This window comes from Aquimarina discodermiae, from assembly GCF_040786235.1.
Lineage (GTDB): Bacteria > Bacteroidota > Bacteroidia > Flavobacteriales > Flavobacteriaceae > Aquimarina.
In genome coordinates this window covers 126210-149246 of the sequence record NZ_JBFMKP010000005.1, presented here as the reverse complement: position 1 = coordinate 149246, position 23037 = coordinate 126210, and the positions used below count along the sequence as shown (strand labels likewise).

General features: G+C 34.3%; 16 protein-coding genes. 6 read left to right on the top strand and 10 right to left on the bottom strand.

Features of this window, described 5'->3' with window-relative positions; genetic code table 11:
- Positions 1-13: 13 nt before the first annotated feature.
- From leuD to ABW636_RS04640, 4 genes are all read left to right on the top strand, one after another.
- Complete coding sequence (gene leuD / locus ABW636_RS04655; protein ID WP_367588783.1) at positions 14-610, top strand: 3-isopropylmalate dehydratase small subunit; 597 nt, start codon at positions 14-16, stop codon at positions 608-610.
- A 157-nt stretch (positions 611-767) separates the two neighbouring features.
- Positions 768-2291, top strand: a complete 1524-nt coding sequence (locus ABW636_RS04650) for a hydroxymethylglutaryl-CoA lyase-like TIM-barrel protein (protein WP_367588782.1) — start codon at positions 768-770, stop codon at positions 2289-2291.
- A gap of 80 nt (positions 2292-2371) precedes the next feature.
- A complete protein-coding gene (gene leuB, locus ABW636_RS04645) occupies positions 2372-3430 on the top strand; it encodes a 3-isopropylmalate dehydrogenase (protein ID WP_367588781.1) in 1059 nt (352 codons plus the stop codon).
- A gap of 304 nt (positions 3431-3734) precedes the next feature.
- Positions 3735-6914, top strand: coding sequence for a VPS10 domain-containing protein (locus ABW636_RS04640; RefSeq protein ID WP_367588780.1), 3180 nt, complete (start codon positions 3735-3737; stop codon positions 6912-6914).
- Between the two features lie 81 nt (positions 6915-6995).
- Here ABW636_RS04640 and ABW636_RS04635 read toward each other — a convergent pair whose 3' ends face one another.
- Both ABW636_RS04635 and ABW636_RS04630 read right to left on the bottom strand, forming a co-directional pair.
- Positions 6996-7178 (bottom strand): CPXCG motif-containing cysteine-rich protein, encoded by a 183-nt coding sequence (locus tag ABW636_RS04635; protein ID WP_367588779.1) that lies wholly within the window; start codon positions 7176-7178, stop codon positions 6996-6998.
- 14 nt (positions 7179-7192) lie between these two features.
- Positions 7193-9115, bottom strand: a complete 1923-nt coding sequence (locus ABW636_RS04630; protein WP_367588778.1) for an ABC-F family ATP-binding cassette domain-containing protein — start codon at positions 9113-9115, stop codon at positions 7193-7195.
- 57 nt (positions 9116-9172) lie between these two features.
- On the opposite strand from ABW636_RS04630, the gene ABW636_RS04625 reads away from it, so the two are divergent.
- On the top strand, positions 9173-9556 hold the full coding sequence (locus tag ABW636_RS04625; RefSeq protein WP_367588777.1) for a DUF983 domain-containing protein: 384 nt from the start codon (positions 9173-9175) through the stop codon (positions 9554-9556).
- Here the strand turns inward: ABW636_RS04625 and ABW636_RS04620 are convergent.
- The 8 genes from ABW636_RS04620 to ABW636_RS04585 form a co-directional block, all read right to left on the bottom strand.
- The gene (locus ABW636_RS04620) at positions 9551-10615 is read right to left on the bottom strand and encodes an NAD(P)/FAD-dependent oxidoreductase (RefSeq protein ID WP_367588776.1); all 1065 of its coding nucleotides are present in this window, start codon (positions 10613-10615) and stop codon (positions 9551-9553) included. The genes ABW636_RS04625 and ABW636_RS04620 overlap by 6 nt on opposite strands.
- A gap of 104 nt (positions 10616-10719) precedes the next feature.
- Positions 10720-11610, bottom strand: coding sequence for a type IX secretion system ring subunit PorN/GldN (porN, locus tag ABW636_RS04615; protein ID WP_367588775.1), 891 nt, complete (start codon positions 11608-11610; stop codon positions 10720-10722).
- Between the two features lie 14 nt (positions 11611-11624).
- The gene (gene porM / locus ABW636_RS04610) at positions 11625-13172 is read right to left on the bottom strand and encodes a type IX secretion system motor protein PorM/GldM (RefSeq protein WP_367588774.1); all 1548 of its coding nucleotides are present in this window, start codon (positions 13170-13172) and stop codon (positions 11625-11627) included.
- 52 nt (positions 13173-13224) lie between these two features.
- Positions 13225-13851, bottom strand: a complete 627-nt coding sequence (gene porL, locus ABW636_RS04605; RefSeq protein ID WP_367588773.1) for a type IX secretion system motor protein PorL/GldL — start codon at positions 13849-13851, stop codon at positions 13225-13227.
- Between the two features lie 78 nt (positions 13852-13929).
- Positions 13930-15303: a T9SS ring complex lipoprotein PorK/GldK gene (porK, locus tag ABW636_RS04600; RefSeq protein ID WP_367588772.1), complete on the bottom strand. Its 1374-nt coding sequence runs from the start codon at positions 15301-15303 to the stop codon at positions 13930-13932.
- Between the two features lie 110 nt (positions 15304-15413).
- Positions 15414-16577, bottom strand: a complete 1164-nt coding sequence (locus ABW636_RS04595; protein WP_367588771.1) for a formimidoylglutamase — start codon at positions 16575-16577, stop codon at positions 15414-15416.
- Positions 16578-16587: 10 nt separating this feature from the next.
- Positions 16588-19107, bottom strand: a complete 2520-nt coding sequence (gene topA, locus ABW636_RS04590) for a type I DNA topoisomerase (protein WP_367588770.1) — start codon at positions 19105-19107, stop codon at positions 16588-16590.
- A 103-nt stretch (positions 19108-19210) separates the two neighbouring features.
- Positions 19211-19993: a hypothetical protein gene (locus tag ABW636_RS04585; protein ID WP_367588769.1), complete on the bottom strand. Its 783-nt coding sequence runs from the start codon at positions 19991-19993 to the stop codon at positions 19211-19213.
- A gap of 236 nt (positions 19994-20229) precedes the next feature.
- Between ABW636_RS04585 and ABW636_RS04580 the strand changes: the two genes are divergently transcribed.
- Complete coding sequence (locus ABW636_RS04580; RefSeq protein ID WP_367588768.1) at positions 20230-23028, top strand: AMP-binding protein; 2799 nt, start codon at positions 20230-20232, stop codon at positions 23026-23028.
- Positions 23029-23037 lie beyond the last annotated feature (9 nt).

Here is a 23037-nt window from a genome sequence, read left to right as displayed (position 1 = left end):
TAAAAAGAAAAAAATGGCCTACGATAAATTCGATATATTAACAAGCACAGCCGTTCCTTTACCTATAGAAAATGTAGATACTGATCAGATTATTCCAGCACGTTTCCTTAAAGCTACAGAGCGAAAAGGATTTGGCGATAATCTTTTTAGAGATTGGAGATATAATAGTGATGACACCCCTAAAGAAGATTTTGTATTAAACAATCCAAAATATAGCGGGAAAATCTTAATTGGTGGAAAAAACTTTGGTTCTGGATCATCTAGAGAACATGCTGCATGGTCTGTATATGACTATGGTTTTAGATGCGTAGTTTCTAGTTTTTTTGCAGACATCTTTAGAAATAACTGCCTTAATGTTGGGGTGTTACCCGTACAAGTTAGCGCAGAATTTCTTGAAAAGATTTTTGCAGCCATCGAAGCTGATGCTAACAGTCAATTGGAAATTGATCTGCCTAAGCAAACAATCACTCTAAAAGCAACCGGCGAATCAGAATCTTTTGATATCAATAGTTACAAAAAAGAAAATATGCTAAATGGGTATGATGACATCGATTATCTTACCAAAATGAAATCAGAAATTCAGGAATTTGCAGCAAAACGTCCTTTTTAAAAATAATCGAGACGATTATGATAATACTCATCTTTTTGCCTTCCTAAAAAAACGTACTTAGGAAGGCAAAAGATACTTTTAATTAGTCATTAGCATTTCTAACCGTTCTTCTACATAAAACAACAAATACTCTTTAAGCCTAAATATTATACATATAATGAGTAAACGATCAATAGAAATAATGGATACTACCCTAAGGGATGGTGAACAAACCTCAGGAATATCTTTTTCTGCTTCAGAAAAATTAACCATAGCACGGCTTCTTATCGAAGAATTAGGAGTAGATCGCATCGAGGTTGCTTCGGCAAGAGTATCTGAAGGAGAATTTAGAGCTGTTAAGGATATCGTAGATTGGGCGAAGGAGAATGGATATATTGATCGTGTCGAAATCCTAACTTTTGTCGACGGTGGTAAATCTATCCAATGGATGAAGGACACAGGGGCTAAGGTTCAAAATTTGTTGACAAAAGGATCTCTAAACCACCTTACCTATCAATTAAAAAAAACACCCGGACAACATTTTAAGGATATCGCAGAAGTATTTTCTCTTGCACAACAAGAAGGCATTACTAATAGCGTATATCTCGAAGATTGGAGTAACGGAATGCGTAACTCTCCAGACTATGTATATGATTTTCTGGACTTCTTATCTGGCCAACCTGTAAAAAGAGTGTTACTTCCAGATACTCTGGGTATTTTAACTCCTTCTGAAACCTATAAATATTTGTCTGAATTACGAAACAAATACCCCAACCTTCATTTTGATTTTCATGCACACAATGATTATGATTTAGGGGTTGCCAATGCTATAGAAGGCGTAAAAGCCGGAATGAATGGATTGCACCTTACCATGAATGGGATGGGAGAACGTGCAGGGAATGCACCTTTGGCAAGCGTCATAGCCGTTATCAATGATTTTCTTCCAGAAATCACCACCAATGTAAAAGAAATAGCTTTATACAAAGTAAGCAAGCTTATAGAAACATTCTCTGGATTTAAAATACCAGACAACAAACCCGTTGTAGGAGACAATGTTTTTACACAAACTGCAGGAGTACATGCCGATGGAGATAGCAAACACAATCTTTATTTTAGTGACTTAATGCCAGAGCGTTTTGGCAGAAAACGCAAGTATGCCTTAGGAAAAACATCGGGAAAAGCTAATATCGAAAAAAACCTTGAAGAATTAGGTTTGAAACTTAGCTCTGAAGATGTTAAAAAAGTCACTCAAAAAATTATCAAACTCGGAGATAAAAAAGAAGTAGTAACTCAAGATGACCTACCTTATATTATCTCAGACGTATTAGATAGTAATTTGTACAAAAGTAATGTGAAAATTAAATCGTACTCGCTAAATCATGCCAAGGGCCTGAAACCTTCTGCAACCGTTGCCATAAAAGCAGGAGATGAAATCATAGAAGAGCATGCACAAGGAGATGGACAATACGATGCATTTATGAATGCACTTAGAAAAATATACGACCAAAAGGAGAGTGTCTTGCCGCAACTTATCGATTATGCGGTAAGAATACCTCCTGGTAGTAGCTCTGATGCGCTTTGTGAAACGGTTATAAAATGGAAAAATGGCGAAAAAGAATTTACAACCCGAGGTCTGGATTCTGATCAGACCGTATCAGCTATAAAAGCAACTCAAAAAATGCTAAATATTATTGAAGCATAGTTTTCGCAAATCAAAAAAAACAAATTACTTTGGCCTAGCTAAAACAAACAACAAACTAAACGATATAGAATATTTAAATAATGGAATTAAACATAGCACTATTACCAGGAGATGGTATCGGCCCCGAAGTCATTGACCAAGCTGTAAAGGTTTGTGACGCAATTGCAAAAAAATACGATCATAAAATAAATTGGACACCTGCTCTAACAGGTGCTGCAGCAATTGATGCGGTAGGAGAACCCTATCCAGACGAAACTCATGAGATTTGCGTGAATGCAGATGCTGTGTTATTTGGAGCTATTGGCCATCCAAGATTTGACAATGACCCTTCTGCAAAGGTACGTCCAGAGCAAGGATTATTAAAAATGAGACAAAAACTAGGGTTATTTGCTAATGTAAGACCTACTTTTACTTTTCCTTCATTAATTGACAAATCTCCTCTAAAACAAGAACGAATTGAAGGTACAGACCTGGTTTTCCTTAGAGAATTAACCAGTGGTATTTACTTTGGTAAAAGAGGAAGAGAAAATGATGGAAATACAGCATACGATACTTGTACCTATACTCGAGAAGAAGTTACTCGTCTTGCCAAAAAAGGTTTTGAAATGGCAATGGCTAGAAATAAAAAATTATGTTGTGTAGACAAAGCCAATGTATTAGAATCTTCTAGATTATGGAGAGAAACTGTACAAGGTATGGAAAAAGATTATCCAGAAGTTGAGGTAAGTTATGAATTTGTAGATGCGGTAGCAATGAGATTGGTACAATGGCCAAATTCTTACGACGTATTAATTACTGAAAATTTGTTTGGTGATATTCTTACCGATGAAGCATCTGTAATATCTGGATCTATGGGATTAATGCCTTCTGCTTCCTTGGGAGAAAAAACAGCATTGTTCGAGCCTATCCATGGTTCCTATCCACAAGCGGCAGGAAAAGATATTGCAAACCCTCTTGCTACGGTATTATCTGCCGCAATGATGTTCGAAACTGCTTTTGGACTTACTAAAGAAGCAAGTGACATTAGAGCAGTTGTAGATAAATCTTTGGATCAAGGTTTCGTTACCGAAGATCTTGCTGGTAATGCAAAAGCGTATAAAACAAGTGAAATAGGAGATTGGTTAGCACAAAATATCTAATCTTCAATCTCAATATATCACAAACCCCCGAAAATATATTTTCGGGGGTTTTGCTTTTCTAAAGGTTTATAAAATTGAAAAAACCAATATTTTTTCATATATTGTTGGTAATGGAAAACATCTAATACAAACAAACCTTTTTACTTCTTTCTCTTACCCTAGCCTTAAAAAAAGCAATTACAATAAATTTTAACATTTTTTTTAAAAAAAAGTAGGGGTTTTCTTAAATTAGATAGTCATATGATAGTAAAGTTTAATAACTGAATCTTGATTTTACATTTATCGTTAAACCCCTATTTTGCTAATGAAAACTATATTACAATTCTTCGTTTTATTTTTATGTGTAAATATTTATGCGCAAAACTCTAAAAATCCTAGAGACATAAAAGACATATTATCCAATCCATTTTATGAACAAAATGAAAGTTCTAAAAATGGGTACTCTCAAAAAAATGCTAAGCGATTAACTTTTCAGCAAATTGTTGAAGAGGCAGACGCTTATTTCAAAAACAAATATCCCGATCTAAACCCAAAAGACCTTTCACGCAGAGAGTTTAAAGATGATAACGATACCAAGTACCAAAGATGGAAAAGCTTTTGGAAAAAACATTTAAATAGTGACGGAACTTTGGCCGACTATACAAAACCAGCAGTCCTAAAAGCAAAGGCTGCAAAAAATAAAGGGACTTCGGCAAGGGCTACCTGCGCTGATTCTGAGTATACTGTAAATTGGTCAGAGGTTAATTATAATGGTAACTTTGGTTATCAAATTGACATGGGTCGTGTAAGTAGTATCGCGTTTCATCCCACAGATGTTAATACATTTTATGTAGGAGCAGCATTTGGTGGTCTTTGGAAAACTACCGATGGAGGTCAATCTTATACCAATATAAATGATGATTTACCACATACCGCAGTAGCCGATATCATTATAGATACTGCAAACTCTAATAGAATTTTTATTGCTTTAAGTGATATTACATGGTACGGCCCTAATGGTATCGGGATTTACGAATCTACCGATGGCGGGGTTACTTTTAGTCCTACAAATTTAACTTTCGATTTAATTGACGGAATTCGAATTTATGAAATGGATGTAAATCCTAACGATGCTTCAGAATTTCTTGTAGCAACCTCAGATGGATTATACAGAACCACGGATTATTTTTCTACCACTACCAAAATCATTAATCAACCTACAACAGCGGTTAAATATAATTTAAATTCGAATGATGCACATGCCGGAGGTAGTCAAGGAGAATATTATTTAAGCACCAATAATGGGCAAACATTTACACTTGATGAAGATTTTGGCAATGGTCAGGTAAGAATTTCGGTTTCTAACAAAGCTAATTCTGGTTATGTAGCTATCACTAGTTCTAATAACTTAAATGTTTCTACCGATTACGGCCGAAACTTTATTCGAAAATCATTACCCGAGCAGAATAGTGTTATTATGTTTGCGAATGGTTCTGACACCGACCTTATGGTAGGTAATTTCGAATGTTATCGTTCTACCAATACTGGTGATAGTTTTCAAGCTACCTCACAATGGTTAGGACAAAGTGGCCTTCCTTTTATTCACGTAGACCAAAGAAATATCTATAGAAACCCACTTGAAAATGATTATGTATACTATTGTAATGATGGAGGAGTATTTAAATATTCTGTATCTGGAAATAATTTCACCAACTTATCTTCAGACTTGTTTATTACACAATATTATGACATAGCTGTCTCTCAAACAGATGCCAACGTTCTTGGAGGAGGTTCTCAGGATAATGGAAATGTTACCCGAAATTCTAACGGACAATGGCAAAGTTATTATCCTACCGCAGATGGTATGGGACAAGAAATAGATTTTACTGACGCCAATACCAGATATTACGCCTGGCAAAATGGGAATGTATTTAGATGGGTAAATGGTGCAGTAACCAATATATCTCCACCGGGCAAAGGTGGTAGAGGAGCATGGGAAACTCCTTACAAACTAGACCCTAATAACGCTAGTAGAATAATTATTGGTTATGATAACGTTTATGCATCTGATAACAAAGGAAATACATGGACTAACATTGGAAACAATCTTGCCGGAGGAAGTAACTTAGAGCAAATAGCGATTGCCAAATCCAATTCTAATAAAATCTATGCATCTAGATGGAATGTGGTTTATGCTAAAAATGCAGCCAACAACAACTGGACCACATACACAACTCCTATAAACCAATATATCTCAGACCTAGAGATACACCCTACAGACGAAAGTACCGCATTTATATCCTATAGTGGTTTTACTGATAATGGTAAAGTTTACAAATCAACCAATGGAGGTTCTAGTTGGCAAAACATCTCTTATAACTTACCGAATTTACCAATACTATCACTCGAAACCTATGACACAAACCCGGGGGCTATATTCGTAGGAACTTACGGAGGTGTTTATTATCTTGAAGAAAATGGGACACAATGGTTAAAATATGGTTGTATACCTAATACAGCTGTAAATGATATCGAAATTCAATACTTAAACGGTGATAAAATATTTATAGGAACTCATGGTAGAGGAATATTCGAAGCTCCTCTTTCTCCTATACAATGTAGTACTAGTGTTGCGATAACTCCTTATGTAAATGATGGTACAGATTGGTTGCAACAAAGCAATCTTGAAGCCTGTGAAGGAGATAATGTATCCATAGGAATGCAAGATATAGGTACCGAAAATGTTGAATTAATACATCCAAATGGTTCTGTATTTATTCCAGATGCAGCCACCTCATGGCAAATTAACAATATACAATTAACCAGTTCAGGCACTTACACTATACGATATAATGACGTTACAGATGGATGTAGCGCAAGTACTAAAGAGATCAATATAAAAGTACTTCCATCAACAATAGATTTATCTAATCCCATTCAGGCAGTTATTGATGACGAAAATACTCTTGTAAATGAAGGAGATACCCTAACCGCAAAAGAAGGCTTGAGTTTAAAACTAGAGCTATCTTCAAATCTAAATAGCGGAACTATAGTATGGACAGGCCCAGACGGAACTAATTATGCTACAGATACCGTTTCTTTTTCTGAAGTAACAGAAAATGATCCAAGAGTAAAAGGTACGTGGTTAGCTCAAATAACACTTACTAGTAATAAATGTTTAGACGAAAAATTTACTACGCAACCGCAAGAAGTTTCTTTTAATATGGGTACTATCTCGAACACGGATCCTTCAGACGAAAATTCGTATACCATTTCACCTAACCCATTTGACAGCTCTTTCAAGCTTTCAGGAAATTTTGGAGACTATAACAATAGCTTTACTCTTTTTGACGTACGAAGAAGATTGGTTAAAAAATGGAACATAAAAACTATCGAAAACTCTAGAGAAATTGAAATAGACTTATCAAATATTAATAACGGTATGTATTTCTTTGTTATCGAAAACAAAAACATAAAACTGACAAAAAAAATAATAAAGATGTAGCTCCTTAAAAATTCAACACCTTTAATATAATAACCCCAAAAGATATTTTCTTTTGGGGTTATTCATTATTTATACAAAATTTTACTGTTCTATACTCAAAGCTTCGAAAGCGACCAAGGTTTGATCTTCAAATCTTGGATGTATTTCTATGGGATTACAACACACTTCACAATCTTCTACATATACTTGATAGGAAACAGAAGGATCTAATAACATTGATACTTCTTCCCAACAATAAGGACATTGAAAAAAATGTTCTAACATAATTACTTTAAATATCAATCAAGAGACATCATATCTATTTCTTCCTGCACAACTTCCCATTCTTCCATAAGTGCAGCCAATTGATCTTTTTTACCTTGGTACCTATCAAAAAAATCGGGTTGTGCAATCGTCTGATCATAGTTGACTGCTAATTCTACATCAATTTCCTTAATCTCTTTCTCCAACTTATTGATTTTTGACTCTACATTACTCAGTTTGTTGTTAAGCGACTTTATTTTTTTCTGATCTTGGTATGATTGTTTTGCTGTTTGTTTGGTTTCTGATGTTTCTTTAATCTCTTTATCCTTTTTTTCTATATCTCTTAAATCATTAACTTTTCGTTGCTCTAAATAGAAGTCAATATCACCAAGGTATTCTTTAATTTTCTTGTCTTTAAATTCATACACTGTTGTAGTAAGTCCTTGTAAAAAATCCCTGTCATGAGATACCAAAATCAAAGTGCCTTCAAAATTTCTCAATGCTTCTTTAAGCACATTTTTAGATTTAATATCCAGGTGATTAGTTGGCTCATCCATTATCAACACATTGAATGGCTCTAAAAGCATTTTACATAGCGCCAACCTATTGCGCTCTCCTCCAGATAAAACTTTTACTTTTTTATCTACTTCATCTCCTCTAAACAAAAATGACCCCAACATATCTCGTACCTTACTTCGGTTCTTCTCATTGGCCGCATTAACCATTGTTTCGTGTATAGTAAGCTCTCCATCCAAATATTCAGATTGATTCTGTGCAAAGTACCCAATTTCTACATTATGCCCTAACTTAAATCCTCCATCATAAGGTATTTCATTAATTATTATTTTGGCCAAAGTTGATTTTCCTTGCCCATTTTGACCTACAAAAGCAATTTTAGAACCTCGCTCTACTAACAAGTCAATTCCTTTAAGGATTTCTTTTTCTCCATATTTTTTCCCTACGTCTTCGGCTTCAATGACAACTTTACCAGGCTGTATGCTTATCGGAAAACTAATATTCATAACCGCATTATCATCTTCATCAACCTCTATACGATCTACTCTATCCAATTTTTTAATTAAGGATTGGGCCATTGAAGCTTTACTGGCCTTTGCTCTAAACTTTTCAATCAGTTTTTCTGTTTGCTCTATCTGTTTTGACTGATTTTTCTGGGCGGCAAGTTGTTGTTCTCGCATCTCTTTACGCAGCACCAAATACTTCGAGTAGGGTTTATTATAATCATAAATACGTCCCAAAGAAATCTCTATAGTCCTATTGGTAACATTATCCAAAAACATTTTATCGTGAGAAACAATTACCACGACACCATGGTAATTTTTAAGAAAGTTTTCTAACCAAATGATGGATTCTATATCCAAATGATTGGTGGGCTCATCCAACAATAAAATATCGTTGCTCTGCAATAAGAGTTTTGCCAGTTCGATACGCATTCGCCAGCCACCAGAAAAAGTATCGGTAAGTTTTTCAAAATCCTCTCTAACAAATCCAAGGCCTTGTAGCACCCTTTCTGTATCTCCTTGATAATTATACCCACCGATGAGTTCATACTGGTGTGTAAGATCACTTAAATCTGTTATTAGTTGATTATACCCTTCACTCTCATAATCTGTACGCTCTGCTAGCTGATTATTTATAGCACTTATCTCTCTTTCAATCTTTTTTATAGCTACAAAAGCCTCGTATGCTTCTTCTAATACTGTACGACCCAGCACAAAATCAATATCTTGTTTTAAAAACCCGATATTTACCTCTTTGTCCATCGCAATTTGTCCAGAGTCAGGTTCTTGCTCTTTTGACAAAATTTTGAGCATGGTCGACTTACCTGCTCCATTTTTTCCAATCAATCCTACTCTATCACCTGCACCCAATCTAAAGGTTATTTCTTCAAAAAGGTATTCTCCTCCAAACGAGATCGATAAGTTATGTATGTTTAACATCAGCTTTTGAATATTTTGTGCAAAGATGATTAATTTTGTGGTAGAATAAAAACGCTTATGAATTTCTTAAAAGGAACAAAAATATACAGTATCTTAACCGGAAGTTGTCCTGTTTGTCAAAATGAAAGTATGTATCAAGTTTCTAATCCTTACAAATTGACTCACACATTGCAAATGAATGAACAATGCAGCCATTGCAATACCAAATACAAAATTGAACCTTCTTTTTTTTATGGAGCAATGTATGTAAGTTATCCTGTCGGTATTGCTTTTGCCGTTGCCGCATTTGTTATTTCGTATCTAATATTAGAAATAAACTTATTGAAAACGTTTTTTGTTATCGTAGGCACCATGATCGTTTTCATGCCAATTATTATGCGCGTGTCACGAAATATCTGGATTAACTTTTTTATGCACTATAAAAAAGAGAAAACTTTATAGTAGGTTTTTAAATCGATCGATATTTATTTCCTCATCCAAAGGAACATGATTTTCGATATGGTCATATAGTTTTTTTGCTATGGTAGGCCCTATAAGAATCCCTCTGGTACCTAATCCATTTAAAACATGAATTTGGTTATAAGCATGGTGTGTACCTACCAAAGGTCTTCTGTCTCTTACTGTTGGTCGAATACCCGTTACCTGTCCTACAATCTGATAAGGAACTTTTATAAATTGATCTAGTTTTTTTTGTAATTCCTCTTTGGCCTTATCAGTTATTTCTGATGATTTATCCTCATGATTATAGGTAGCACCAACTTTATAAGTATCCTCTCCTAACGGAATAATAAAAATAGAAGATTTTATCACTTCTTTTAACTGAAGTTCTTTGGATTTGATAATTAGGTACTCGCCTTTATTTCCAACCAATGGCAAACCATTGAAAAAAGGGTTTTTCTTAATACCATACCCCTCTGCAAACACAACCTTTTTATAAGTAACATCGTTATAAACAACATAGTCCTTTTTTAGAATCAATTCATCATACTTAAAAGACTCTTTACGCAACACCCCTTTATCTACGAGATAATCCTCATAAGCAGAAAGCAATAAAGGAAGGTCTATTCTACCTGTGTGTCTTACTTTTCCGTAATGATAAGGGATATCCAACCCCTGATTGGCATTTTGAATTAACTCTGAATATAAAAAATCACAAAGTTTGGGTCTATCACATGCCTCGAACCAGGTATTTTGCTCTTCTACAGAATTAAACCTACGCAATACAGGTAATTCGGTTATTAACTTTCTTCCTAATCTTTTTTCTACATTTTTATAAAAAGAAATGGCTGTTCTAAGTTGTTGCGGAGCATCCCATGCCATGGTAAATCTTTTTAAAACAACAGGGTTATATAAACCTCCTGCTACTCTTGATGACTTTTGAGTAGCATTCTCAAACACTACATAAGATTTATTGTTCGTTTCTAATTGCTCTATATAAGATAAACCTGATAAGCCCAACCCAACTATAAGATAATCTACCATGATATCAACTTCTAACATTAAAATTACGTTTCTCTTTCATAAAACCGCAAATAACGATCATAAAAAAGCGACCAACAATAGTTGGTCGCTTTTTTAAATATCCTCGTAGAATACAGGAGTCATTAATAACTCCACATATCCATTTCAAAGTTTCTAATACTCTCTTTAATTCTTTCACTTTCTAGAAGTTGCATTAAAGCATTATCTACAATGTAATCCTTAATTTCACGGTCACCTTGTATGTTATCTTCTTTATAGATCACAGAATTAAAACGTCTTGCATTTAAGATATGATCATATGTAAATGGCATAGAAGTATTTTTTCTATTAAACGCCATTGTGTTATGCAACATTTCTCTTACATCGGGGTACCATACCCAGAATAATGCTACCATATCTGGCTCATCATCATCAAGAAAGTTAACATCTGGTGCAACTGGTGCAATACCTAATAATCTATATCTTAACTCTCCCTGACGTTTATCAAAATACCAATAACCACGAATCTTATATTCTGCTATATCGGCAGAAGTAATATCTCTTCTATCAATATATTGTGGATCCACTTCTTCTCCTGCATTATACTGCTCATAACCTAAGTCCAAAGTATCTATCTTTGTCATGGTAGTCTGCAATTCTTCAAATGTACGTGTCTCGGTAAAATATGAATCTGAATAAATATTCTTAATTTTTCCATTTTTAATATTCGATACTAGTACATCATACAAAGAACGACGGTTGGCTCCAATGTTATTGGTATCAATTGGGTAATACAAAGGAAAATTAATTCGTTCATCCAAATCAATAGTTTCCCAAGTAGTTTTTGCCCATAATATATCACGCTTACCTACATAACCATATTCTAATGGTTTATCATTATCATATAATATCTCTTCTTGCGTTTTCTTACCAATTTCATCAGGATTACTAGCATTTAATACATTTGCCTGTCCAACAGAAACATAAGAAACTAATAGACCAAAAACGGTTAATACAACATTTTTCAAATTCATAACTAGTTTATTGTTTAATTCGTTAACTCAACAATAACTGGAGATATTTTTTTCAATTTATATCCAGAATTTGTAGTTAACTGTGCTTTTATATCTATAATCTGTACAGAAGAACCTCTTTTCGCTTTACGTAAAGCAGATTTTGCCGGTGCGCTAAGTCTTCCTCCTCGAACACTAACAGTTGGCTGTCCCTCTACTTTAAATTTAAAACCAGTAACCTTCAGTTTGATATCAAAATCAAAATCTGGTAAGATAGCTCCAACAGATGATATTGATAACGCATTTCTTGCCATTTTTATTGCACCATCCTCTCCACGAACTGTTCCTACAGGTCTTGGAATTGGTTTGATTCTAAATTTCTTACTATCACTAACCGAGGCTCCGTTTGGTAATTTACCACTTACTTTGATACTTACCTCACGTGCTTTTACGTTCGTTACATTCATCATGTATTTTCCTGCACCACCTACTTTTTTAAGACCAGGGGCCGATGCATTTACAGCAGGCACACCAGGAATAGAGATAGTCATCGGGTTATTTACACCACGATATACCACGTTCATCTTATCTGCAGAAATTACAGCCGAGTTTGGCTTAGGAATTACTGCATACGAACTCTTGATTGGTATTTTTACAATAGAATCACCTTCCTTAAACTCAAGTTCTCCTTCTACATCTCTTTCTCCAACATTACCTGCCGGGAAATCTAACATGATCTGACCATTCAGAACTTCTGTCTGCTCTTTACCATTAACCACGACTTTGGTTGGTTTTAGTGTAGCATCAAAACGACCTAAAACGATTCTTCCTTTAAACTTTTCTCCACTAAAGAAAGCAGTCTTGTCTGGAACAACAATCGCTTCATAATTACTAAAAGAAAGTTCTGAAGCTTGCTGACCTGCTAATAATGCAGAAAGTACTTTGCTCTCTGTAGTTTTAACATCGGTTTGCATTTGAGTAAGCTTCGTTAAAGTAGCAACCATTGGGTATCCTTCGAAATTATAATTTAACCATTTCTTAGTTACACCTGATCTATCTTTTACATCATCTGTAGAGAATGTCTTTACAACATCATCAGCTACTGAAGCCTCAACTTCTTTTACAGACTTAATAGCTGTAGAAACACCATCTCTATATTTTGATACTTTATCTAAGAACTCTTGAGCAGCAGCAGTGGTTTTACCACCTTCAAAAAACTTTTGATCCAATGTAATCGACTTATCCATTGTTTCATAATCGGTTGGATCTCCTACTCCTTCTAATATCTCTGATTTTAATTGATCTATATATGCATTAAACTCATTAGACAAAGCACTAATTTGATCTGCTTTTTCTTTAAGTGGTGCATATTTTTCTGGCTGTTCTGAAACTTTTTCTGCCAATCCAGCCATAAATGCTGTATTACGCTCTGTAGCAATCGTATTAGACGATGCTAATTTTTCGTTCATCAGACCGAATGCCGATAATACTTCTTTTGACATGTTTAATGCCATCATTGCGATGAAAACCAAGTACATTAGGTTAATCATCTTCTGCCTTGGGGATAACTTTCCTCCTGCCATATTCTTTTTAGATTTTTGGTAGTTATTATAAAATAATTAAAAATAAATGCGATTAACTTCTGTTCATTGCATTTAACATACCACCATATACTCCATTAAGAGAAGCAAGGTTACTAGACAGACTTGACATTTGCTCTTGAAGTTTAGCTGCGTGCTCTGCCGTCTGCGCATTTGCTTCAGCTTGTTTAGCAGATGCCTCTAATTGTGCTTTATACAAACCATTTAAAGACTCCATTGAAGCTGCAGCTTTAGATATTTCTTCACTATATTTCTGTTGACCCGCAATAGAATCAGCAGTTGGCTTAATGCCTTGCGCAGCACCTTCGAAGTTACGGATACTATCACCTAAACTACTGATTAAGTTAGAGTCTACTCTAGCTTCTTTAAGCATTTCGTCTAATTTCTTAGACAATAATCCTTCTGGAGTTTCTTTTTCTTTTTTATCTCTTTTGCTACCTCCAGCTAATTCTGGATATACCAAAGACCAATCTAATTCGTCATCTACTGGTTCGAATGCAGAAACGGTAAATACGAATGCTTCTGTAATTAGACCAATAATAAGCATCTCGTTACCAAATGGCCAGTGCATAATCTTAAATAGTGCACCAAGGATTACAACGGCCGCTCCTAGACCGTATACCATGTTCATTAACTTTTTGCTTGCTTTTGAATTTGCCATAATAAAAATGTTTTTTTCTTTTTAAATCAATAGTTTTAAAAAAGGGTTAGTAATTTAGTTGATAGATAATTTTGGGACTTATTTCTGATTCTGAGTATTATTTTCTCCAGTCACGTCAGTACCCATATAGTCCTGAACGGTTCTAAATCCAATATAACTTCTTGCAGAATCGGCGTACTCATAATCTCTGGTGCTTACTTGTAGGAAATAAGCAACATCTTTCCAGGATCCTCCTCGAACCACTTTACGTTTATTCTCATCATCATTAACATTGGGGTTCATGGATGATACATATTCGTAAGCTGCCGGGTCGTAAGATGATTGTACCCATTCTGAAACATTACCTGCCATATTGTATAGGTTATAGTCATTAGGGTCAAATGTTTTTGCTTCTACAGTATACAAAAAGTTATCTGCTGCGTAGTTACCTCTAAGAGGCTTGAAGTTTGCCAAAAAGCAACCTCTATCGTTTAAGGCATAAGGTCCACCCCAAGGGTATGTAGCAGACTCTAATCCTCCTCTTGCAGCATATTCCCATTCTGCTTCTGTAGGAAGTCTAAAATAATTTACAAATTCTTTCTTTCTTTTTTTCTGATACGCGTTCTTTTCTATAGTTCTCCAACGGCAAAAGGCTTTTGCTTGTTCCCAAGAAACACCTACCACTGGATAATCGTCATACGCACTATGCCAGAAATAATCATTATGCATAGGTTCGTTATAAGAATAATTGAAATCCTTGATCCATACAGTGGTATCAGGGTATACCTCAATTACTTCTTCTTTCACAAAATCCTTTCTTCCTCCTTTTTTGGCTCTTGCCGCTGCTTGAATATCCATCCAAGTAAATCTAAATTTATATTTACTTACATCCAGCGTACGACGCCCATTATAGGATTCTTCTAATGGAATATACATAGTATCCATCACCTCAGCATAAAACTCATCCGGGTAATCTTCTACATTCCACTCGATATCAATATCTTTATTTAATTTTCTTCCTTCATATCCTGTTTCTCCTATACCACTATAATTGTCGTACATATATTTTTCGTAAACAGACATGTTTTCTGTATCGGCATCTAAAAAGGCATATTCACCTATACCGTCATCTCCAGGGGTTTTTCCTAGTTCATCGGCCATTATTGCCAATCTTACTCGAATTGTAGAATCGCGAACCCAATTTACAAATTGTCGGTATTCGCTATTAGTAATTTCGGTTTCATCCATGTAAAATGAACGAACCGTAACCATTTTGGTAGGGGCGTTAGCTATTGCAGCTTTGTCATCATCCGACTTACCCATAATGAATGATCCTCCGGGGATGAGGGCCATGCCATATGGCTTTTGAGGGTGCCATTTTTTTCCTTGTGCTCCTATTAGCTCTCCTCGGTTTCCGCCACCACAACTATAGAGCATTGCTAAAATAGCAAAGAGTGATACAAATTTCTTCATAACTTGTTTTAGGTTAAGATCTTCTAGATTTAAGGACGTAAACCTAATTATTTGTTTTCAGAAAAACAATTTTTTTCAAAAAAAAACCTTAAATCTACCCAATAAAAATGTTAAACTTCGTTTTTTTGTTTTGCTTTATACCATCTTTCTGGTATAACTTGATTACAAGCACTTTCATAATCATTGTACGTGCAAGGTAATAACGTATGTCTTTTCAATTTATTATTACCAGACAAAATAAAAGGTATTTCTATCCACCATCTTCCGGTTTTTGCACTCTTATAAAATGATAAAATTTCGTCTTCTACAGGAACACTATAATGCATCGTACTTTTTAGATTTCTGACATCAAGTTCGTTAGATCTGTAATTAATTCCTTCTATAAAATACCAAATAATCTGAGCTATTAACAAAGCAGCCATCTCCTCGTTCTTAAAATTTTTGAATTCGTAGATACCAAAGCTTTTTACTTTATCACTAATCCCCGCATACCTAGCAATAGCACATATTTCACGGCCATCAAAACCATTGGGAGAAGTCATAAGCCCATTTAAACTAACCGAATTCATGGCACCAAGATCTATCGCAACAATATCTGCATCTCTCATGATTGGTTCTACCACAGTCACATCTGAAATAACCTCGCCTAAGCGATATGCATCAAAATACAATTTTTCTATAAGATCTATTTCTTCTTGCGAATTAAAATACGTTTGATATCCTATATTACTATAATTAAACAAATTATAAGGCTCATCAACAATTATTTTACCAACAAAAGATCTATTATCGATTGGTTGAGAAGAATCTCCAAGGTCAAATCGACTATCTACGTTCACCAAATTCACCATACGCTCCAAAATATCAAATGAACGATACTGAGGGTAAACAATATCCTGGCTTCCGCCTAAAATAACAGGAATACAATTTTTTTGCAACAATGTGGAAAGCACCTCCTGAACCAGAAAATAGGTATCGCTAACTTCGCTCCCAGGTCTTATATCTCCCAAATCAACTATACTAGCACTCCAATTACCCGGATACAGCTCATATAGCGATTTACGTATGGCATCAAAACGTAAGCTTTCTCCCAGAAAATCTAAGTCATTTCTATTTTCGCAAACACCGATAATTACAATATCTGCTTTTTCTAGACCGGGCACTCCATCTTCTGCGGTATGAATTTTTATTTGTTTACCTAACGCATTATCAGATAGCAATTTTGCATGTGCCACCACAATATCGCTTACCGGGACAAGAAATTCAAAAGACATAGGTTATTTATTATTTCTTTTTGGCTGCTGTTTTAGTAGTTTTTTTCTTGGTTGCAGTTTTCTTTTTGGCTGCTGTTTTTTTCTTGGGAGCATTCTTTTCTATAATGTCTTTTACTTCTTCTAGCGTAAGTTTTTTTGCATCGACGGTTTTTGGCAGCTCAATTTTTACTTTACCTTTTATAACGTTACTACGCCCCCATCTTGCTTTTTCTACTCTAATTCCTTCTTCCTCCCAATTATGAATAACTTTATCTATTTCTTTTTGCTTCTTTTCTTCTATAAGTGTTACAATGTCCTGATCTGACAAGTTATCAAAATCATATTTCTTATTAACATTTATAAACATCCCGTTCCATTTTATAAATGGACCAAATCGACCTGTCCCTTTTTGAACAGGAAGATTCTCATAGGTATATATAGGAGCATCTGCTTTTTCTTTGGCATCGATAAGTTCTATTGCACGATCGAGTGTAGTATTAAAAGGATCTTCTCCTTTTTCTAAGGAAACATATTTTTCTCCAAATCGAACATATGGACCAAATCGACCGTTATTAACGATTACAGTCTGTTCTTTATATACTCCCAGCTCTTTTGGCAACTGAAATAGCTTCATCGCCTCTTCGAACGTAATATTACTTAGAGTTTGATTAGGCGGCAGGCTTGCAAACCGTGGTTTATCTTCATCATCTGCGGTTCCTATCTGCACCATTGGGCCAAATTTACCCAACCTTACACTAACTGGCTTACCTGTAGCCGGATCTTCTCCCAAAATACGTTCACCTACCTCTCGTTCTGCATTTTGAGACACATCTTCTACCCTTGGATGAAACTCCTGATAGAACTCCTTCATAATATGCGTCCAGTCCTCCTGACCTTCTGCAATCTCATCAAAATCCTGCTCTACTTTTGCAGTAAAGTTATAATCAAGAATCGTAGAAAAATGATTTACCAAGAAATCATTCACCACCATACCCACATCGGTAGGGATTAACTTACCTTTATCACTTCCTACTTTTTCTGATAGTTTCTTTTCTTTTACTTCGTTATCAGCAAGAATCATATATGCATAATCACGCTCTTCTCCTTCTTTTGCTCCTTTTTCTACATAGTTTCTATTTTGAATCGTAGAAATTGTAGGCGCATAGGTAGACGGGCGTCCTATACCCAGTTCTTCTAATTTCTTAACCAGTGATGCTTCTGTATATCGACTTGGCGGCCTTGTAAATCTTTCGGTAGCCGAAATATATTTATTAAACAGAGGTTCCTGAACTTTCATAGCAGGTAAAATTCCTTCTTGCTCTTCATCTTCATCATCATTTCCTTCTAAATACACTTTTAAAAATCCTTCGAATTTTATAACCTCTCCGTTTCCTGTAAACTGATTATTATGTGTATTAGCCTCTATCTTAACATTGGTTCTTTCTAGTCTCGCATCACTCATTTGCGAAGCAATTGCTCGTTTCCAAATCAATTCATATAATCGTTGCTGATCATAATCTCCCTGTATAGTATGCTTCGAAAAATCTGTAGGTCGTATTGCTTCGTGAGCTTCTTGCGCCCCTTTACTTTTTCCTTTATACTGTCTTGGATTACTATACTCGTTACCATATGCCGTATCGATCTCTGCTTTTGCTCCGTTTTGTGCTTCTTTAGACAAGTTTACACTATCGGTTCTCATATAGGTAATCAATCCAGCTTCATACAACCGTTGCGCCATCGTCATCGTCTTACTAACAGAAAAATACAGCTTTCTTGATGCTTCTTGTTGAAGTGTAGAAGTTGTAAATGGAGGAGCCGGAGACTTTTTTGCTGGTTTTACAGAAAGATCTGCTACTTTAAAAGAAGCATTCATATTCTGCTGCAAAAACGATTCTGCTTCTTTTTTGGTGCTAAAATTTTTAGGAAGCTTTGCCTTAAAAGATTTCCCTTTTTGATTAGAAAACTCTGCGTCTATTCTATAGGAAGCTTCTGGGGTAAACCCAAGGATATCTCGTTCTCTTTCTACAATCAATCTTACCGAAACTGACTGTACTCTTCCTGCAGACAAACCTCCCTTTACTTTACGCCATAATACCGGTGATAACTCATACCCCACCAAACGATCTAATACCCTTCTGGCTTGTTGCGCATTTACCAAATTATAATCAATGGCACGTGGGTTTTCTATTGCTTTTAGAATTGCATTCTTGGTAATCTCATGAAAGACAATCCTTTTCGTCCTTTTTTTATCTAATTTAAGTGTCTCTGCCAAATGCCATGCAATCGCCTCTCCTTCTCGATCCTCATCACTTGCTAACCAAACCATTTCTGCTTTACTAGAAAGATCTTTTAGTCTTTTTACAACATCCTTTTTATCCTTAGAGACAATATATTTGGGTTTAAAATCTCCATCTACATCTACACCCAATTCTTTCGAAGGCAAATCTGCAATGTGCCCAAAACTGGAAGCAACCACATAATCTTTTCCAAGAAATTTTTCTATTGTTTTAGCCTTAGCCGGTGACTCTACAATCACTAAATTCTTAGCCATAATCCTTATAATTTCAGAAAACAAAAGTATATCAATTTTTTGATATCAAGATTCTTTATCAAAAAATTAGTTAAAAAAACTGTCAATAATTATTCTTTCTAATTTATTTGACAAATAATGTATCTGTTGTTTCTGACAAATCTTCCTCAAAACCTACTGTTTCCTTATAGACAAAATAGACAGGTAAGTACACAAAAGAAGCTGTAAAGAAAATACCAACGAAACACAGGATCATACCCACAAACTGTGATAACATAGACCCTACAATGATCAACCCAAACAAAATAAGCCATTTTTTATTTCCTAACTTAAAACTTGCTTTTATAATATCAGAAGCACTTAAATCAGGGTTGAAAGCAAATATTACTCCAATCAATTGCAATGGAATCATCACATAAAAGATAGGAAGATAACATGCTAATATTGCCAACAACGAAATACCAAATATAGCTATCGATAATACAAATACTTTACCGAGGTATTTTCCTTTAAGAAACATAAAATAAGATGATGATTCTGACTGTTCTAAATCAACCTGCTTACAAACTCTATAGAAATGCGCGGTAATCGCCATTTGAATCGCGCCTGCTGCCATCGAAATTACCAATATCAAAACAAAAAACAATATAAGAAGTCCCACAGAAAACTCTTCAATAGGAAACTGATAATCATCTAATTGATTTTCTAACCCCGCCATTCCTGCAATAGCAAACATTGGGATATACATGATTACAATTAATGGAAGTATCACTAAAAAAGAAATTAATAAATGTACAAAACCTTGTAGCCATACTTTTTTAAAAAGTTCGATACTCTTATTAAAAATATCTCCAAAATCAAGCGGAGAAAGATGTTCCAGTTTTTCGAAGAGTTGATTTGACGTCATAGAAATGATTTTATTGATTGGATATCCTCAAATATAGATTTTTTTGGTTTAACACGATAAAGTTTATTCTGAAGCTCAAAAAATATAGAGTTAAGGAAAAAATCAAATCACCAGTATTTATCAACTTATATTTAAAGAGACCTCTCTAGTTTTAAACCTGAAAAATTATATATTAGTGGCTTGATTATCTAATAAACCATAAAGCATCAACCCTCTGCTATTTTAACAAATTGATTATGAATAATTATACTTGTACTAATTGTTCCAACGAGTTTTCAATAAGTCATATTGACGAAACCTCATATGCATTAGAATGCAAAACATGCCATACAATAGTCCCATCTTTAAATGGCATTATTTATTTTAATAAAATAGAAATAAACACTTTTAAAAATATAGAAAGCTATATAAATGAATGCAAAAGTAGCTTAGAAAAAAAAAGAGTAAAATATCAGGATTTTTTAGATTTAAAACTTCAAAAGTCTTCTTTAGATATTTATTCTGCCTTTCAACCTTTTAATGAATCCTCTAGAGCATTTTATCCGTTTATTCTTGAATTAAAAAAAGCCTTGAAACCTGGTGATGTAATTTTAGATACATGGTGCAGAACAGGGTTTAGCACTTATTTCCTTTCTGCCTTATTTCCTGACCAAAAAATTATTTCTGTTTGGGAAGGAGACAGGGATGTTCTTGGGCATGCCGGCTTTGATTATTGGCTATCTGGTTCGACCAGACCTGATAACGTAGAGATTATTTTTTCTGATCTAAATAGAAAAATACCTTTAAAAAATGATTCTGTTTCTCTTGTTTATGGCTTAGACACGTTACATAGATATGACCAAACTCGTATTGTCTCTGAATTAAATAGAATAACCAAGCATGATGGCTTTATTATTTTTCCTCATGTACATTTAAAAAACTCAGAACCAATTCCTTTTTTTGAAAGAGGAGAAAAGCAACTCTTCGGAAAAGACTATCATACATATTTCGAACGTTTTTTTAATGAGCGAGATCATCATTCTTATATTTTATCTGAACCTGAACTTTTTGAACTTACTAAAGAAACACACATTTCTAACAATCCCGAAAGCATCGATTACAATGCTTTGATTGCTCTTATTCCAAAAAAATATGAAAATTTCATACTTACACCTTTTGATTTTCTTGATTTTGACACAGAGCATTTACGAATTTTAACCAACCCTTTATTTAGTTTTGATTTAAGTACACAAACCGCTACTATCAACAAAGACGAAAGTAATGGAATGGTTGGTCATTTATTAGACAGACATCAAGTTTATCTTAATAAATTACTGCCATTGAAAACACACCATCTCACTACCAATCAAGCCTGTGCTATTTTTTTAGGAAATAAAGGAAATTCTTTAAAAGAAATCTCGGAAACACTCCAAGTTAACATAAATCAACTTATTCTTGAAATTAAAGAATTAGCAGCTCTTGAAATTATCCATGTACTACCCTTACATACAAACACAGTAAGACTACAGCAGTATCATTCTAACAATCCCTTTAATTTACCATTAGAAATTAAAGCAACTAAAGATTTACTCAAATTTGCAGAAAAAAAATACGTCAAAACTCCTATTATATATGATAGTACAGATCAAAAGAGCTTACAGATAGAAGAAATCAATTTCTTAATCGATGCATTACATAAAAAACTAATTAATGACTCGATTAGTACTACAGAAAATATAGTCATTTGTTCAAAAATACATTTTGAAGCCATTATATTGTATTGGGCAACCACCTCGTTAGGTATTCCTACTATTATTTTACATAATGATATGCCCACCCATGCTATACAGAACATTATAAATGATCATTCTCCTGAAATCATTTTTACTGATCAAGATACAGAAAAGAAGTTCTCTGAAAACTTCGAACAAAAAGTAGTTATTTTCGACCCGCAAAACGAATCTAATAAAGCGTTGACAGGGAATCAACTATTTTCGAATTGGATCTATGATCTTGACTCATCGAATATTATTTCTCATGAAATATTACACAAACCACAGGATGTATCAACCATCCTCTTTACTTCTGGAACCACAGGAAAGCCCAAAGGTGTTAAACTAAGCCATCAGGCTCTGATAAGCAGTGCGAAATGTATCAGTCAAACTTTTAAATGGAGTAGTAAGGATAGAATATTAATTACTTCTGGCATTGACACAATGAGTGGACTACGAAATATTTGCCTTGCCCCACTTTTCAGCGGAGTTTCGATAATAATCCCCAAAATCGATGATAACTTTAATATTTTTGGAATTATAAAAGAAATAGAAAGAAATAAAGTTTCTATCATTACAGCTACTCCTTCATTAATACATCAGTTTTTGGGTCTTGGAAAAAAAATTATTCCACAACTGGAGTCTTTAAAACAAGTTATTTGTACGGGAGCATTTCTCGAACATCAATATATTGAAAATTTTGAAAAGCTTTTTGACATAAGAATCCTAAATTATTATGGCCTTACAGAAACCTCTGGCATTTGTTTATCAGAGCCTATCGGTATCGCATCAAACAAAAAAGGATCTCTAGGTATCGCAATAGATTCAATAGTTCAGATTGTTGATGATAATGATAATTTAGTTGCTGCAGGTGAGGTTGGAAATTTGAGGGTTTTTAGCAATCGTAATTTTAGTGGATATTTAGATTCTGAAATTCACTCGGGAGTGAGATTCGAAAAAGGTTTTGTTTATACAAATGACTTAGCTTACAAAGACAATGATGATTATTTTTATTTAAAAGGAAGAAGAAAAAACTTTGTTAAAAACGGAAATGGAAATATCATATATAGTGAAAACATTAAAAATTGTATTCTAAAAAACAAAGCAGTTGAACACATTACCATTCATGAAATTATCGAAAACGGAATAGAACAATTTACCGTAAATCTACAAGTCAATGATATAGTTTCTAAAAATTCGCAATTAGAATTAGACATAAGAAAAAGTCTCAATACTACTTTTGGAAATGAAAATTTACCTAAAATTGTAATCTCAATTAAATAATCATTCAAT

Bases quoted from the DNA above. Each gene is read 5' to 3' on its own strand.
- ABW636_RS04585 (WP_367588769.1), bottom strand. From the start codon at position 19,993: ATGACGTCAAATCAACTCTTCGAAAAACTGGAACATCTTTCTCCGCTT.
- ABW636_RS04580 (WP_367588768.1), top strand. From the start codon at position 20,230: ATGAATAATTATACTTGTACTAATTGTTCCAACGAGTTTTCAATAAGT.
- topA (WP_367588770.1), bottom strand. From the start codon at position 19,107: ATGGCTAAGAATTTAGTGATTGTAGAGTCACCGGCTAAGGCTAAAACA.
- ABW636_RS04625 (WP_367588777.1), top strand. From the start codon at position 9,173: ATGAATTTCTTAAAAGGAACAAAAATATACAGTATCTTAACCGGAAGT.
- porK (WP_367588772.1), bottom strand. From the start codon at position 15,303: ATGAAGAAATTTGTATCACTCTTTGCTATTTTAGCAATGCTCTATAGT.
- leuD (WP_367588783.1), top strand. From the start codon at position 14: ATGGCCTACGATAAATTCGATATATTAACAAGCACAGCCGTTCCTTTA.
- ABW636_RS04650 (WP_367588782.1), top strand. From the start codon at position 768: ATGAGTAAACGATCAATAGAAATAATGGATACTACCCTAAGGGATGGT.
- leuB (WP_367588781.1), top strand. From the start codon at position 2,372: ATGGAATTAAACATAGCACTATTACCAGGAGATGGTATCGGCCCCGAA.
- porM (WP_367588774.1), bottom strand. From the start codon at position 13,172: ATGGCAGGAGGAAAGTTATCCCCAAGGCAGAAGATGATTAACCTAATG.
- ABW636_RS04620 (WP_367588776.1), bottom strand. From the start codon at position 10,615: ATGTTAGAAGTTGATATCATGGTAGATTATCTTATAGTTGGGTTGGGC.
- porL (WP_367588773.1), bottom strand. From the start codon at position 13,851: ATGGCAAATTCAAAAGCAAGCAAAAAGTTAATGAACATGGTATACGGT.
- ABW636_RS04595 (WP_367588771.1), bottom strand. From the start codon at position 16,577: ATGTCTTTTGAATTTCTTGTCCCGGTAAGCGATATTGTGGTGGCACAT.
- ABW636_RS04630 (WP_367588778.1), bottom strand. From the start codon at position 9,115: ATGTTAAACATACATAACTTATCGATCTCGTTTGGAGGAGAATACCTT.
- ABW636_RS04640 (WP_367588780.1), top strand. From the start codon at position 3,735: ATGAAAACTATATTACAATTCTTCGTTTTATTTTTATGTGTAAATATT.
- ABW636_RS04635 (WP_367588779.1), bottom strand. From the start codon at position 7,178: ATGTTAGAACATTTTTTTCAATGTCCTTATTGTTGGGAAGAAGTATCA.
- porN (WP_367588775.1), bottom strand. From the start codon at position 11,610: ATGAATTTGAAAAATGTTGTATTAACCGTTTTTGGTCTATTAGTTTCT.